This is a genomic window from Enterococcus sp. DIV1314a (assembly GCF_051713805.1).
Taxonomy (GTDB): domain Bacteria; phylum Bacillota; class Bacilli; order Lactobacillales; family Enterococcaceae; genus Enterococcus_I; species Enterococcus_I aquimarinus.
Window position 1 is genome coordinate 144754 of record NZ_JBIOQP010000001.1, and the last position, 15579, is coordinate 160332.

Annotated in this window: 15 protein-coding genes; 5 read left to right on the plus strand and 10 right to left on the minus strand. The window is 36.0% G+C overall.

Translation table 11 applies throughout. The features are described 5' to 3' along the window. Positions 1-233 precede the first annotated feature (233 nt). Positions 234-1130 (minus strand): RloB domain-containing protein, encoded by an 897-nt coding sequence (locus IGI68_RS00730; RefSeq protein WP_438729518.1) that lies wholly within the window; start codon positions 1128-1130, stop codon positions 234-236. Next, positions 1127-2464 (minus strand): AAA family ATPase, encoded by a 1338-nt coding sequence (locus tag IGI68_RS00735; protein WP_438729521.1) that lies wholly within the window; start codon positions 2462-2464, stop codon positions 1127-1129. Before IGI68_RS00735 ends, IGI68_RS00730 begins: the two co-directional genes overlap by 4 nt. A 249-nt stretch (positions 2465-2713) precedes the next feature. Between IGI68_RS00735 and IGI68_RS00740 the strand changes: the two genes are divergently transcribed. Next, on the plus strand, positions 2714-3865 hold the full coding sequence (locus tag IGI68_RS00740) for a tyrosine-type recombinase/integrase (protein WP_438729524.1): 1152 nt from the start codon (positions 2714-2716) through the stop codon (positions 3863-3865). A gap of 77 nt (positions 3866-3942) precedes the next feature. Here the strand turns inward: IGI68_RS00740 and IGI68_RS00745 are convergent, their stop codons facing one another. The 3 genes from IGI68_RS00745 to IGI68_RS00755 are packed head-to-tail and all read right to left on the minus strand — an operon-like array spanning position 3943 to position 4978. Beyond that, positions 3943-4245 carry a DUF1292 domain-containing protein gene (locus IGI68_RS00745; RefSeq protein ID WP_438729527.1) on the minus strand — a complete coding sequence of 101 codons (303 nt, stop codon included), beginning with the start codon at positions 4243-4245 and terminating at the stop codon, positions 3943-3945. Positions 4246-4280: 35 nt separating this feature from the next. Next, complete coding sequence (gene ruvX / locus IGI68_RS00750) at positions 4281-4712, minus strand: Holliday junction resolvase RuvX (RefSeq protein ID WP_071874272.1); 432 nt, start codon at positions 4710-4712, stop codon at positions 4281-4283. Further along, positions 4709-4978, minus strand: a complete 270-nt coding sequence (locus tag IGI68_RS00755; RefSeq protein WP_071874273.1) for an IreB family regulatory phosphoprotein — start codon at positions 4976-4978, stop codon at positions 4709-4711. The genes ruvX and IGI68_RS00755 overlap by 4 nt, the downstream gene beginning before the upstream one ends. A 205-nt stretch (positions 4979-5183) precedes the next feature. Here IGI68_RS00755 and IGI68_RS00760 point away from each other — a divergent pair, with 205 nt between their 5' ends. Then, complete coding sequence (locus IGI68_RS00760) at positions 5184-5531, plus strand: thioredoxin family protein (protein ID WP_273229429.1); 348 nt, start codon at positions 5184-5186, stop codon at positions 5529-5531. Positions 5532-5577: 46 nt separating this feature from the next. Here the strand turns inward: IGI68_RS00760 and IGI68_RS00765 are convergent, their stop codons facing one another. Continuing rightward, positions 5578-6222: a redox-sensing transcriptional repressor Rex gene (locus IGI68_RS00765; RefSeq protein WP_071874275.1), complete on the minus strand. Its 645-nt coding sequence runs from the start codon at positions 6220-6222 to the stop codon at positions 5578-5580. 195 nt (positions 6223-6417) lie between these two features. On the opposite strand from IGI68_RS00765, the gene IGI68_RS00770 reads away from it, so the two are divergent. The 3 genes from IGI68_RS00770 (at position 6418) to IGI68_RS00780 (ending at position 10622) form a co-directional block, all read left to right on the plus strand. Next, positions 6418-8352, plus strand: coding sequence for an ABC-F family ATP-binding cassette domain-containing protein (locus IGI68_RS00770; RefSeq protein ID WP_438729533.1), 1935 nt, complete (start codon positions 6418-6420; stop codon positions 8350-8352). A 180-nt stretch (positions 8353-8532) separates the two neighbouring features. Continuing rightward, on the plus strand, positions 8533-9645 hold the full coding sequence (gene ald / locus IGI68_RS00775; protein ID WP_071874277.1) for an alanine dehydrogenase: 1113 nt from the start codon (positions 8533-8535) through the stop codon (positions 9643-9645). Between the two features lie 224 nt (positions 9646-9869). After that, entirely contained in the window at positions 9870-10622 is a 753-nt protein-coding gene (locus IGI68_RS00780) for a hypothetical protein (RefSeq protein ID WP_071874278.1), read from the plus strand. A gap of 101 nt (positions 10623-10723) precedes the next feature. On the opposite strand, the gene IGI68_RS00785 is transcribed toward IGI68_RS00780, so the two are convergent. From IGI68_RS00785 to walK, 4 genes are read right to left on the minus strand one after another with little or no spacing between them, the layout of a single operon-like run. After that, positions 10724-11530, minus strand: coding sequence for an MBL fold metallo-hydrolase (locus tag IGI68_RS00785; RefSeq protein ID WP_071874279.1), 807 nt, complete (start codon positions 11528-11530; stop codon positions 10724-10726). Between the two features lie 33 nt (positions 11531-11563). Continuing rightward, positions 11564-12430 carry a two-component system regulatory protein YycI gene (gene yycI / locus IGI68_RS00790; RefSeq protein ID WP_071874280.1) on the minus strand — a complete coding sequence of 289 codons (867 nt, stop codon included), beginning with the start codon at positions 12428-12430 and terminating at the stop codon, positions 11564-11566. Then, on the minus strand, positions 12420-13745 hold the full coding sequence (locus tag IGI68_RS00795) for a YycH family regulatory protein (RefSeq protein ID WP_438729539.1): 1326 nt from the start codon (positions 13743-13745) through the stop codon (positions 12420-12422). Before IGI68_RS00795 ends, yycI begins: the two co-directional genes overlap by 11 nt. Then, positions 13742-15574 carry a cell wall metabolism sensor histidine kinase WalK gene (gene walK / locus IGI68_RS00800; RefSeq protein ID WP_273232153.1) on the minus strand — a complete coding sequence of 611 codons (1833 nt, stop codon included), beginning with the start codon at positions 15572-15574 and terminating at the stop codon, positions 13742-13744. The genes IGI68_RS00795 and walK overlap by 4 nt, the downstream gene beginning before the upstream one ends. Between the last annotated feature and the right edge of the window lie 5 nt (positions 15575-15579).

A 15579-nucleotide genomic window follows, 5' to 3' on the forward strand; every position in this document is an offset into this window, starting at 1 on the left:
TGTATTTCATCGTAATTGATATGAAACACGTTCATTATCACGTTCAAAAAATCTTCGTCTAACGTGGGGCTGCCGTTCACTTTGTGGACGGTTTTTTTATGGATTTATTCATAAAATTAGCTCCAGCTCATTCTGTGAATAGTTTGAATGATTGGTTAGATTTTTATTGATTAGTTTGTTATTCAAAAAAACATTACGTGTAGGAATGAATAATTGAAATAATAAAGAGTTTTTTAATTTGAGATAATCATTACAAGGATTATCTCTACCTGTTTAGAAATTTTATTATCTAAATCAAGTATATCAGACAAGTTTTTTAATAATGCCTCATCTCGGATATATTTTTCACCTCTAAGTATTTTTTCTTTTAAATTAATTATCGACACTTGTGTATTATTTGGAACTCCATCCATTTTCAACAATACATCTATTTCTATCAATAGAGATCCGTACATATTTAAAGCATATAATTTTTCTATAAGAATATCAAAGTATGTATAGGTTACAACATCTCTAACCAACCATTTTATATTATACGATGTGAAGTCTAAAGGTATATACTCTAGCATATCATTAGAATATTCATTGCTTTTACTTGCTGCCTTAAAAGAAGATCTTCTGCTAATCTTTGAATTTTTTATTGCCAATTCTGTATCAGAATACCATTTTTGCCCATTACTTTTATACCAAGCTTCTTTTTTTTGATAATCAGAAGATACATCAGCTTCTAATTGCTGTTGACTCGAAAAAGGAGCTGTATACGCCCCTTTAAACATACATAACCACACTTCAAAGCTTCTATTAGATAGGATTATTTCAGCTCTATCTTTATACTTTTTGCTATACTTACTTATTTCTTTTTCTACTATCTCTAAATTATCTCTAGATTCTTTTTGATCGGTGTCTAAAATAATAAAAAAAACATCATGTAATTTTTTTTTGGAACTGTCATTCACTGCTTTATAAAAATTTTTTTCATCTGGTTCTGCATAATACTTAAAATTAATATTTTTGAGCTTTCTTTGGTAAGTATGTTGGAAGAACCATTTCTCAGTTAATTGTATTTGTTCACCTTTTTTACTGGCTTCTGGAAAAAGAATGTGGACAATTTGTTTTAAGTTTTTTTTCATTCAAAAACCTCCGGCACAGCACCTAATCGTCCCTCCAAATATAATTTCTCCCAGTTATGATTCTCTACGCTAACTTCTTTAAAATCAACTAATGAATATAAATAACTATCCAAAGTTTCTCTATTTTTTTCAGTAAACCAAATTTGTTCTTTCGCAAATCCAATATCTGATAACAGTTTTGTATTATGTGTTGTAAACAATAATTGAGCCCTGTTATCATTTGTAGCTTCATTAATAAATAAGTTGACAATATACTTCTGAATTAATTGATGATAACTCTCTTCAATTTCATCAAAAACTAATACTTCACCATTTTTTAAGGCATCAAAAACTTCAATAAAGTTAGAAATAAATTTTTTTGTTCCTCTTGATTCCATATCTAAATGTAAAGAGGGCGAATTTTCTTCGCATATATAAATAGGGCGAATGCTATATTTTTTTTGAGATTTTGCTTCGTGCAAAATTCTTTTCTTTATACTATCTGACAATTCGCCATCTTCTAGAAAACTGGTCATACTAGCTAGAAACTCAGTAGTAACATCTATCACTTCAAAATCTTTAATAAAAAAGTCTAAGTCACTAAATGCCAAAAGTAACTCTTCCTTAAAGTCGTTATCATTTCTCAGTCTGTTCGCAATTAAATCTTCTGAATTATTATCAGATACTATCGTTATCTTATCAAGAACAAACGAATAAACTTCTTTAAATACTTTAAATTCTTCACTCTCTATTTCTCGCTTAAAATATTCATTATTAATAGAGTTGATAAACATCGATACCACAGATTTATATTCAAAATTTTTCGGTCTATATTCTTTAATAATTTTTTCTAAAGCAGGATCATAGTATGAAAAACTATTTTTTTCTCTTTTAAATACAAGCTTCTTTTCTTTAACTTCATTATTGTCATTAATAACTTCAATTTCAATTGTTTCTGAAATTACCTTACCATCTTCTGAAGAGAATGAAATTTCATATGTGTAGAGTTTATCTAAAGATTCATTAATAAATTCTATTGAGAAATCTATAGTATCATTTTCATCACTAAACAAGAAAGGAATAACATAATTTAAATCACTTCTATCACTATATTCGTAAGAATCCTGTAGGACTCTTTGTAAACTTCTTATACTAATAATTAGATTTGATTTACCCGAAGCGTTTGCTCCGTATATTGCGCTACTATTTACTACTCTACGTAATCTTTTATTTTTTCTAAAACTAAAAATAGTGTTCTCAATTTGACGCTTTGAACGATTACTTGGCAAAGCAAGCAACAAATCTTGTTTCTCTTTAAAAGACAAAAAATTTGTTATAGAAAAACTTACTAACATTTTACTACCTCCAATTTAAATTACTACTTTTACATATCAGCATACGTCAATTCTAACACTTCAAGGGTTATATTGCTATTCTAAAACAAGTATATCTAATCTAATTTATAAAAAATCATAATTTGAAATCAATCTGAAGATTTTTATAAATATGAAGACGAGATAAAATTAGCTATCTTTAGAGGACTTGAAAGAAGAGTTTAGCCCCCCCACCAAACGCCCCACGTTAGGTACTGGGAGGAAAACAAAATGGCAACATTCAAGCAATATGATAAAAAAGATGGTACAAAAGCATGGCAATTCCGGGCTTATTTAGGAATTGATAGGTCAACTGGCAAAGATATTGAAACGACTCGAAGGGGGTTTAAGACAAAAAAAGAAGCCCAACTCGCATTGAATCGGCTTCAAGTGGATTATGAGAAAAATGGTGGCTTAAACAAAAGCAGCAATGAAACATTTCAAGAGGTTTATGAATTGTGGTTCGAAACATATGAAACGACCGTCAAGGAAGTCACTAAGATTAAGAATGAAATTAAATTCAAAAAGTGGATACTACCTAAGTATGGCAAGCTACGAATCAAAGATATCACTGTTAAACAAGCACAAAAGATTGTTAATGATTGGGCCAAAATAACCGATCAATATCGAGTTCTTCATTCGACTACAAGCCGTGTTTTTCGTTATGCGATGAACTTAGGCATTATTGAAAACAACCCGCTAGAACGTGTTTTAATGCCTAAACGTGAAACAACACAAAAGAAAGGCCCGATTAAGGTTTATAGTAAAGAAGAGCTAGCTAAGCTATTCAATTACTTTAAAAATCTGGAACCTGGGTACCGGAATGAATATGATCATACGTTGCTGCATGTACTTATTTACAGTGGTTGCCGTATCAGTGAGGTTCTTGCGCTTGATTGGACGGATATTGACTTTGAGAACAATCAAATCCACATCAATAAAACGTTAAGCCAATCAAAACATGGCTATAAAGTATCGAGTCCTAAAACGGATGCAAGTAATGCTAAGCTCGCTTTAGATGAAATCACAATGAAACGGCTAAAGAGATGGCAGCTTAACCAACGTAAGTATATGTTCACGCTAGGCATTACGGATCCAACGATGGTCTTTTGTGGCATCTATAAAGAGATTGTGACACATCATTCAATTTATTCACGGCTTAAAACCATTACAAGTAATGCGGACATCCCTTTTTTAGGAATTCATGTTACCAGGCATACCCATGCTTCACTTCTATTAGAAAGTGGTGCATCGATGAAAGATGTTCAGGATCGTTTACGCCATGCATCGATTAAAATGACGATGGATATCTACAGCCATCTATCACAAGAATCTAAAGAAAAAACGGTAGAAAACTTTGTAAAACACTTAAATATTCAGTAGAACACGTTCAAAAGCACGTTCAAGTGAAAACAAAAAAAGGACAAACCTTATTAAATCAAGGTTTGTCCTACTTATTATTAAGCTTCTTCTTCTTCTGACATGAACGTGTTGAAGACTTCTTCAATCATATCCCATTCTTTGTCTGTTTCGATTTGTTCTAAACTACCTTCTGTGCCGTCTTCGTTTTCAACGAAAGCGTAGGCTTGTAGTTCTACTTCTTCATCTTCTGGAATACCAGCTGGGTATAATAGGACATAGTTACGTCCGAATTCTTCTTGGCCATCTACGGTTAAAAGAATTTCGTATAACGTTTCGTTTCCATCTTCGTCAACTAATGTAATATGTTCGTGTCCTTCGTGATCATGTGTATGTTCTGTCATTTCTTTGTCCTCTTTTCTTTTATTTAGCATTCATTTTAGATGAATTTGTTACCAGAAGCATCTAAATAATTTTGTAAAATCATTACTGCTGCGACTTTATCAATCACTTTTTTGCGTTTAGCGCGGGAAACGTTCCCTTGTTCAACAAGCATGCGTTCTGCTTGGACAGTCGTTAATCGCTCATCTTGATACACAACATTAATGTGGTAAAGTTCCTCTAATTTCTTCCCATAATCAAGGGACGCTTGTGCCCGAGGACCAATCGAATTGTTCATATTTTTTGGCAAGCCAATACAAACAGTTGTGACTTCGTACTCATCAATCAATTGCTTCACGCGCTTATAGCCAAATTGACCTGCAGCTTCATTGATTTTAATGATTTCAATCCCTTGTGCCGTCCACCCCATCGGATCACTAATCGCAACGCCAACGGTTTTAGAGCCTACATCTAAGCCCATAATTCTCATGTTAAATGAACCCCATGGTCTTTTAAGTAATAACGAATTAAGACTTCTAAAATTTCGTCACGCTCATGACGGCGAATTAAATTGCGAGCTTCACGATAACGGGGAATATACGCTGGATCGCCAGAAAGTAAATAACCGACGATTTGATTAATTGGATTATAGCCTTTTTCTTCCAATGCGCGATAAACAATCGCTAATGTCTCACTTACTTCTTTTTTGCGACTATCATCAAAGTCAAAACGAACTGTTTCATCGGTAAATCCCATAAAGCAACACCTCTTTCTCCAAATAAACTCGTTCTTCTTCTATCTATTGTACTAAACCTTTAGGAAAACTACAAACATAATTAATTGTTTTTCATAATCAGTATAACAACTGTTTGTGAGGAAAATGTGAATTTTTTTGATAAAAAACATTTCAATTGACAAACTTGTCTTTCCTGAGTAATGTTCAGGAAAAGGAGTGTTTTTTATGAAGAATCTATCCCTTGCGGATACACTAGCCATCATTGAGGAGGGTTCGTTGGTGTTACTCTATCTTTCCATGCCGAACTGTTCCGTTTGTCACGCGGTTCAACCTCGTATCAAGCAGATGTTTGAAGATACTGACTTACCCATGTTGGCGCTCGATGCTTTTGAAGTACCCGAAGTAGCAGGAACGTTTCAAGTGATGACAGCCCCGGCGATTCTTGTTTTTTATCAAGGAAAAGAAGTTCATCGCCAAGCGCGCTTTATTGATTTTGATCGTCTTCAAACGATTATTCAAAATTACCAAGCGATTACGGAACCGACTAATTATACCGATCTCTTTACAAATTAAAAAACTTCCATGCTTTGAAAACAAAAGCATCGGAAGTTTTTTCGTTTTATTCGGATGGCGCGATTCCACCAGAGTGTAGAAAATAAATGAGTGTTTGAAGTTCTGTTGTCAGATCGACGTTTTGAACAAGCACGTCAGTTGGTGCGGTGATGCGCGCTGGGGTGAAGTTCAAAATCCCTTTAATCCCTGATGTCACTAAATCATTCACAACATCTTGGGAATGTTCAGCTGGAACCGTTAAAATCGCAATATCGATTTGTTGAATGCCAATTTGTTCTTTCATATCACTCATCGGATAAACAGGAATGCCATCGACAATCCGTCCCACGATTTCAGGATTCACATCAAATGCGGCGCTGACACGTATACTATTGCTTTGATGAAATTTATATTTCAATAAGGCACTCCCTAAGTTCCCCACTCCAATTAAAGCAACGTTTGTCATTTGATCATCATTTAACGTTTTAGAGAAAAAGAGCATTAAATCATTCACATCATACCCATAACCGCGTTTGCCTAGTTCACCAAAGTATGAAAAATCACGGCGGATTGTGGCACTGTCGACTTGGACTGCTTCACTTAATTCGGTTGAAGACACTTTCTTCTTACCCGCATCATTTAAGATACGTAAATAACGATAATACAAAGGCAGACGTTTCGCTGTTGCCTTTGGAATTTGATTTTCTTTCAATTAAAAGACCTCCATTTGTGAAAAGTTCACTATTTCAACTACCATCATATCAAATTTGTCTGTCAAAAGGCAATTGCCATGCTCAAAATTTGTGATTTTTTTCAAAAAATTTTTTCACAGTCGCGACACATGAAAATATATGATAAACTAGCTTAAAATCACATGATTGATGGAAATGGAAACGAGGGTTATTTTATGATTTTATTACAAGGAAACCAGATTGCTCGTTTATTTGGAGCAGAGGTTTTATTTGAAAATATTCAATTTGAAATTCATTCACACGCTAGAATTGGTTTAGTAGGTCGCAATGGTGTTGGTAAGTCGACACTACTCAAAATAATCGCAGGTTTGGAAGCGCCGGATCAAGGTGTCATTACGAAAACAAAGTCATTAACAATGGGGTACCTTGCACAAAATACAGGTATTGCGTCGCACGCAACCGTGTGGGATGAAATGCTCGATGCTTTTCAAGAAGTGCGACAAATGGAGAGTCGGATGCGCGAAGTCGAACAGTTAATTAGTACAACGGATTTGGAGACACCAGCAGGGCAACGGCTCTTAAAAGAGTATGATCATCTCCAACATCTTTTTGCTGAGAGCAGCGGTTATAGTTATGAAAATGAGATTCGATCGGTTCTTCACGGTTTTAAATTCGATGCTCAGTTCTACGATCAAACAGTCGACTCGCTCTCAGGAGGACAACAAACACGTCTCGCATTGGCCAAAATGTTATTACAACAACCCGATTTACTTATTTTAGATGAGCCGACCAACCACTTAGACATCGAGACGTTGGATTGGTTAGAAAAATATTTACAAAATTACAAAGGTGCACTGTTAATTGTTTCCCATGACCGTTATTTCTTAGATGAAGTTGTCAAAGAAATTTACGAGATTAGTCGCTCTAAGATGACACATTACAAAGGAAACTATAGTCGCTTCCTCGTATTGAAGGAAGAACAACTCGCCCTCGACTGGAAAGCGTATGAAAAACAACAGTCTGAAATCCACAAACTAGAAGATTTTGTGGCACGTAATCTTGTCCGTGCTTCAACGACAAAAAGAGCGCAAAGTCGACGAAAGCAATTAGAAAAAATCAATCGGTTAGACCGCCCAAATGGGGATGAGAAATCCGCGAATATTTTATTTGATATTGATACCCCTTCTGGTAATGTCGTCCTACAAGTTCAAGATGCAGCCATTGGTTATGAAAAAGAACAAATCTTAGCCAATAATATTCAACTAGATATCCGTAAAAAAGATGCGATTGCGTTAGTCGGACCAAACGGGATTGGTAAGTCGACACTGTTAAAATCAATTTTAAAACAACTTCCCCTTCTTGCAGGTGAGATTCACTATGGCACGAATGTTACGATTGGTTATTACGATCAAGGGCAACAACAATTACATTTACAAAAGTCCATTTTAAAAGAACTTTGGGATGACCATCCGACCACACCTGAGGTTAAAATTCGCTCGGTGTTAGGGAGTTTCCTTTTTTCTGGAGAGGATGTTGACAAAACAATCGGTTTACTTAGTGGTGGCGAAAAAGCACGGGTTGCTTTGGCCAAATTAGCTATGAATCACGAAAACTTTTTAATTTTGGATGAGCCGACCAATCACTTGGATATCGATAGTAAAGAAGTATTAGAAAATGCGCTAATCGACTACGAAGGAACGATTTTATTTGTTTCCCATGACCGTTATTTTATCAACCGTATTGCGACAAAAGTCATTGAACTTTCAGCAGATGGTAGCCGTCTATATCTTGGTGATTACGATTACTATTTAGAAAAAAAACAAGAAGAAGCAGAAATCGCTACACTAACAGCGGCTCCAGAAGTCGTAGAGTCGACGATTTCTAAAGGAAAACAAACCTTTCAACAAAGTAAGGAAGAACAAAAAAAGATTCGTCAGCTGAAACGAAAAGTCACCACTATTGAAGAAGAATTAGTAGTAATTGAAACAGAAATCAGCCATTTAGAAGAACAAATGACCCAGTCCACTGTCTTAAATGATCATTTGAAATTGCTCGAAATCCAAAAAACAATGGAAGAAAAACAACAAGCACAAGAACAATTACTATTAGAATGGGAAGAAATCAGTCTTGAACTAGAGTCCTTCGAGTAATTTCTACTTGTTCAAACGATTCAAAAAAGCATCCACTTTTCGGCTATCGCTGCAAAATGGGATGCTTTTTTACTTCTTAAGTTTTTTCAATAAATTTTCTGAATCTTCTTGCAGTCATTGTAATTTCGCTTCTTTTCCTCTATACTTTTTAGTAAGCTAAAAATATTGGAGTGGGTATAAATGAAAATTGGAATTTTAAAAGAAATTAAAAACAATGAAAACCGAGTCGCATTACCTCCTGCCGGCGTTTATGAGCTCGTTCAATCGGGCCATGAAGTCTTTGTTGAAAAAGGTGCCGGTGAAGGCTCCGCAATCTCTGATGAAGCTTATTTAGAAGTTGGTGCCATTATTTTAGATGAAGCCAAAGATGTATGGGCAAGTGAAATGGTTTTAAAAGTAAAAGAACCACTCGAAGAAGAATATCAGTATTTTAGAGAAGGATTGATCTTATTTACCTACTTGCATCTTGCTGCGAATAAGAGCGTTACAGAGGCATTAATGGCCGCTAAAGTGACCTCAATTGCGTATGAGGGTGTCCGCTTAGATAATGGGACGCTCCCTTTACTTGCACCCATGAGTGAAATTGCTGGAAGAATGGCTGCCCAAATTGGGGCTCAATTTTTAGAAGGTCCATACGGTGGAAAAGGGATTCTACTCGCTGGCGTACCCGGCGTTCGTAAAGGAAATGTCGTGGTGATTGGTGGGGGCGTTTCCGGAACAAATGCTGCCCAAATCGCGTCTGGATTTGGAGCAAATGTTACTGTCTTAGATATCAATGTCAATCGTCTAAAAGAATTAGAAAATCAATTTAATGGACAGATTAATACGCTTTTATCAAATGCCTTTAATATTGAACAACAACTTTTGACTGCCGACTTAGTGATTGGTGCCGTGCTCGTACCTGGTCGTAAAGCGCCGACTTTAGTTTCGCGTGAAATGGTCAAAAATATGCCTGATAAATCAGTGATTGTCGATATCGCGATTGATCAAGGCGGTATTTTTGAAACGAGTGCTTCTGCCACTACTCACGATCATCCAACTTATGTAGATGAGGGTGTTATTCACTACGCTGTTGCAAATATGCCGGGTGCCGTTGCTCAAACCGCAACCTATGCTTTAAGCAACATGACCTTACCTTACATCAAACAAATTGCAAACGAATCGTTCTTAACAGCAATCCAGGAAAATATTGCCTTGTACCGTGGCGTTAATACGTATCAAGGACACCTAGTGGAATTAGGGATTGCAGATGATTTATCTCTTCCCGGAACACCATTAGAAACACTGATTTAATCTGATTAAAGACCTAAAAAACAAAGAGTGGCGAGAATTCTCGCCACTCTTTGTTTTTTAGGTCTTATGCTTAGTGAAAAACGGTGGTATAACTTTTCACTTTGATGCGCGTTTTAATCATCAATGATTATTAAAAAATGGTAAGTAAATTTAAATAATGATGAAAAAATTAAATAACAAATGTATAATATCATTAAAAATAGATTAAAAAAGGAGTGTTGTCAATGTATCAGACTCACGATTCCAAGTCTCCCCGACCATACAAAAAAAAATATTTCCATCCTTTACCTTCTTTTTTACCTTACTTCGAGAGTGACGGATTTAACCAAATGAATATCCACCACCTCCTAAAAACCTATTCTCCCGCCCCGATTCTCTACCGTGATTGTGATATTTTAGGCTTAATTCCTCTAGAAAGCGACAACTACCGTCACACATTTATTCTTTACCAAAATAATTTCGCTTATGTCAATCGTCCACCCTATCACATTATCTCCCAACTTTTAAAAGAAGAAATTGAAATGGATTTTGAAACATATCGTAAGGCCTTTCAACAACTGTCTAAATCAAAAACTACCGTTATCCCTTTTGCGACGGGTAAATATAGCTTAATTCCCTTAGGTCCTGTTCGGTCAAAAATGACGATATGGATTAATCCAGGTCAACTAGTACGTATGGAACCCCAAAAAATGAAAACGCTTTTATACATGACGAATCATTTTACCATTAAATCGGATCGACTGACTCGAAGTTTAGCCACTCGATTATCAAGGGGTATGTTTTTTCAAGCTGTTTTAAAACGTGAATTAGATGAGCATTCTCGATACTCTCATATGCACTTATTAGATTATTTAGATTTACCTTCGACAACAGTAACCCGTGAAATTATTGGAGACAGTCGTTTCAAGGATATCCCGTTTAACAAAGGTGATTTTCATAAATCTTATGAAAAACTATCTATTAAAAAAGATGATTGACTGTATTAGTCCCTCATCTTTCTTTGTGACTTTCTTTATACAATTGTCGAGGCTTCTTAAGTAGTAATAAGTAGCTGACGAATTATCGATAAGTACGCATCCTAAATTGAAAACAGCTCACTCGCTTGATTTGGATCGGTATCATATATTTCAAACGCTTGCCCCACCGCAAATCCTTGTTCTCTCAAAATACCTTCCATTGTTAAATGAGCAAGTTCTTTCATATTATTTTCTCGACTTAAGTGTCCTAGATAAATACGCTTTGTTTGATCCGTCAATACATCTGCTGCAACAAGTGCCCCATCTTCATTGGAGAGATGTCCGTAATCCCCTAAAATTCGTTGTTTTAAATTCCAGGGGTATGCCCCCATTCGGAGCATTTCTAAATCATGGTTGCTTTCCATTAAGTAAGCATCGGCACCTTTTAGTAATCCTCTTAAATAATCGCTACAGTAGCCCGTATCTGTCAAAATCACAAAGGAGCGATTCGCTTTATGAAAACGATAAAATTGGGGTGCTGCTGCATCATGAGAGACACCAAAACTTTCAATATCGATGTCTCCAAAGGTTAAAACTTTTCCCATTTCAAAATGGCATTTTTGTTCGGTTGGAACAATGCCAATTAAAGGATCCATCGCTTGCCATGTTTTTTCATTGGCATAAATATCTAATTTGTATTTTCTAGCTAATACACCTACCCCGTGAATATGGTCACGATGCTCATGAGTCACAAAAATAGCATCTAATTCTTCTGGTGTTTTTCCAATCTCCTGTAATAATGAGGTGATTTTCTTGCCACTTAGTCCAGCATCCACCAAAATTTTCTTTTTCTCACTTTCGATATATAAACTATTACCAGAACTGCCACTGGCTAAAACACTAATTTGAAATGCTGCTGTTTGATCCACTTATAAAACCTCACTATTTCTACATATTCCACGTTATTGATTTTCAACCGTTTGAACGACTGAATTGGTCACAATTCGATTGGTAAATCCATTCACTAATTCGATACGAGTCTTCCCATCGGTTGTTTCGATTGCGACAAACCATGTTGGTACATAAATAGCTTGTCCCCTTACTTTTAATGTCATCTTATAGGCTAATTGTCGCCACATAATGGTCGAATTGACTGGAATTCGATTATTCACATATAATGTATTAATAATATCACTTTCTGAATAAACGAGCATCGCTTCTCTTAGCGGAGCTAAATCAGATACGTGACTTTGAACATATTTCGTTAATAGCCATTGATCTTCTACTCTTTCTAAAATCATCGTTAACCGCCCAGAAGCGTCATTTAAAGGAATGTCCTCATAAAATTGCCCCGTCACAATTTCAGAGTAATCGTCAGCTATAAATGAAGCATCTGCTAAATACTGATACTCTTTACCAAACAAGAAAAGATCAGTACGTGTCAAAATATCATCAATCGTTTCAGCATTAATTTGGCTTTCATTATCCAATATAACAGGAGTTTCAAGCGTGTGGGCTAAATTCCCCCCAGCAATTGTAGTTTGTTTTTCTAACAATTGAGGCTTATTTAAACGTGTTCGTTCATCAAGTAACGCTTGGTTAAAATCTGTTTGAACACCACTTAAATAATATCCTTGCAATTTATCATTTGAAAATTCCTCTTCATATCGAATATTTTCAGAAGACAATCGTTTTTGAATCGGGATTGTTTCATTTGTTCGATAAGTAATATTTTGCTCAATTTTAGCCTCACGATAAAGATTGAAAAGGAACAAATTGAGACCTAAAAAAGCAAAGAAAAAAATCCATTCAATTCGCTTAAAATCCATTTGGCGCCTCCTCTTCTTCCTCCGCAAGTAACTGGAATAACGCTTCGTAACGATACCACTGATTATCATATTTAATATACCAATTAGGAATCAGGTCGACAACACCTGTATCTTCTAAATTCTTCCATTGATAACCAATTAATAAACTCTCTACTAAGGTCGTATCTAACCCTTTATAATAGAGTGTTTCAATCACTTCTTGACTCGAAGGTAATACCACTGATTCTTCTGATGGAATCGGTATTTGTAAGGAATTCAAATTTGCTTGAATTGTTACACGAACCGCGCTGCTCTCATTTGACTCTTTAAAATCAAAGGCAATTTGAGCTTCGTGATTTTCGCCAAAAATAGGGAATCCTTCTACAAATGTTCGATAATCAATAGCATTATCTAGTTGATCAATGACCCGGGTTGAACCATAACTGGCTCCAATTTTTTTGATTGAATCAAAACTAGTTAGAAAAATATCAAAGGGGCGCGTTGTATTGGCTTGCCCTTGAAATTGAATAATTTCTTGATCTTGCTTAATCGTTAAAGAATTACCACCCTCATACAAATATGTATCAAAAACGGAACTATTACTACGCACACTCTTAGGATTTGAGAAGAAAGCATCGCGGAACATCGTATACGGTTGCGTTGAAGAAATATAACTATATTTTTTTAACTCTAAAGTATCTTTGGTTAAATAGTGATTTTCTAAAAACGTGCGGGTCTTTTCGAGAGGAACCCACTTCACATTGGCGTATTCAATTTCTGAAGAAAAGTTTGATAAGTTATCTTCCAACGTCGCTTCGACCACTGTCAATTCCTGATTATTTAAAAATCGAATCTTCCCTTCTTCAAAGTCGACTTGCACACTCGAAAAAGCTGCCGTCTTTTCTTGATCATCCACAAGCGGAATACTTAAATCAAACAATTCAAGATAGGTATTAAAAGGAAAAGAAAAGGCGTAAAATAGTTCCATTCCCGATGTCATGGTGGTTGCTCGTTGATAATCCGATTGCTTCGAATAAGTCGTGACTTCCCCTTCACTATAAGTTGTCTGGTGTAATTCTTTTTGAATTGCTTTTAATAGTGCTTCATTTTGCGTTTCTTGATTCGTGTCTTCTTTTTGATATCGTAGTTTTAATGGTAAAAAAACTTCTTCTTTTGTCTTTAAAGATGTTTCTTCCGTCCGATTGTTACCTAAACTTTCTTCAAGAGAAGTTTCATGACTAGCAGGACTGACCCAAATCAAATAGGTTAAATAAAAACTCAGACCAATCATCAGAATTAACATTCCATGTAAGATTTTATCTGTGATTCGATTCATTCCCACCACTCCTCTTCGTAAGGTTCATATGGCAAACTGACGTAGAAAGTAGAGCCTTGATTTTCTCGACTTTCGACCCAAATCGATCCGCCATGTGCTTTCAACACTTCTCTTGAAATGGCCAAACCGAGCCCAGTTCCACCTTGTTGTCTTGCTCGCGCTTTATCTACTCGATAGAAGCGATCGAAAATTTTATTCAAATCTTTTCTTGGGATACCCATCCCTTCATCCGTAATACTTAAGATAATATGATTATGCGTCTCGATTAATCGAACGGTAATCGTGCCACCATCAGGAGAATATTTAATAGCATTATTCATAATATTATCAATTACTTGGATTAAGCGATCCGTATCGATTTCTAGCCATAGATCACGTTTCGTAAATTCTCGTTTGATCTGATAATCTTTGTCCTGACTGGTCACCATCATATCAAAACGATCCAAGACGAAATTGACTAAATTATTAAAATTTACCAATTCCATTTGCATTTGTGCATTTCCACTGTCCATTTTCGATAAATTCAGTAAATCGTTAATCATCCGAATCATGCGGTCGGTTTCTTCTAGCGTAACTTGTAAGAAATGGGGTGCGATTTCAGGATCTTTCCACGCGCCATCTTCAAGTGCTTCTAAGTAACTACGCATACTAGTTAATGGTGTTCGTAATTCATGCGAAACATTCGAAACAAAATCTCGACGCTCTTGTTCGGTCTTTTCTTGTTCCGTGACGTCATGCAAGACCGCAACAAGACCAGAAATAAACCCTGACTCCCGGCGAATCATCGAAAAATCCACGCGCAAAATCAAGTCTTGGACATGTGGCACAGGAGACGGCCGTTCGATTAACATTTCTTTCGTGTTTTCTAATAACGAACGCAGACTATATTCCTCGTCAAGTTGAAATAATGTCAAAATCGACTGCCCGATTGCGTCTTCTTGTTTCAAGCTTAATAATGATAGCGCCATTTCGTTAATCGTAATGACTTTCCCTCTTCGATCGGTGGCCACGACGCCATCTGTCATATGGGTTAGAACGCTATCTAAGCGATTTCGTTCGGCTTCCATCGCCTCTTGTGTCTCTTCTATTCGCTCAGCTAATTGGTTAAAACTTTCCGCCAGTTGGCCAAGTTCATCTTTTGCGTTAATTTCAACTTTATGACTATAATCACCGCGTGCAATCCGCAAAGCTTGTTCTTGCATTTCACCAATGGGTTGCGTGATGGAGTGAGCGATTAAGACCGAAACGACAATCGCAATCGCAATGGCTAAAAGCGTTGCCGTCACAAAAATCACCGCGATATTTGAAATTTCTTGATATTGTTTTTCCAAATCACTACGGATATAAAGTGTTCCGACAACGACTTCCCCGGCTGATTGGAGTAAGCGAATGTTGATTAAGACACGTTCACCTGTCGTTTCATCGACGGCTGCGAAATTTTTATCTTCGTATTGATCAATATAGGAATCGATACTCTTTTTCCCGATGGAACTTCGATCATTAACATTGGTCGTTGCGCGAATAATTCCTTTTTCATCGACAACCCGCATCTCTAAAATATCAGGCGATTCACTACTATCTAAAATCCGTTGAATTTCATTATTAATGTCTTCTTGATCGCTATCTTGTTGACTTAAATACGTACTAACCGTCCCTGAAATCGTCTCTGCTTGTGTATTCATGGAGGATTTAAAATTATCAATCATTGAACGCTCTAAACCGCGAATAAAATACGCCCCGATTATCTGGATTGAAATAACTAAAATCAAGATAATTGTCAGGGCGATTTTAAAGTTCACTGATTGAAAAAAGCGAACTTTTTTTTTCATTATAC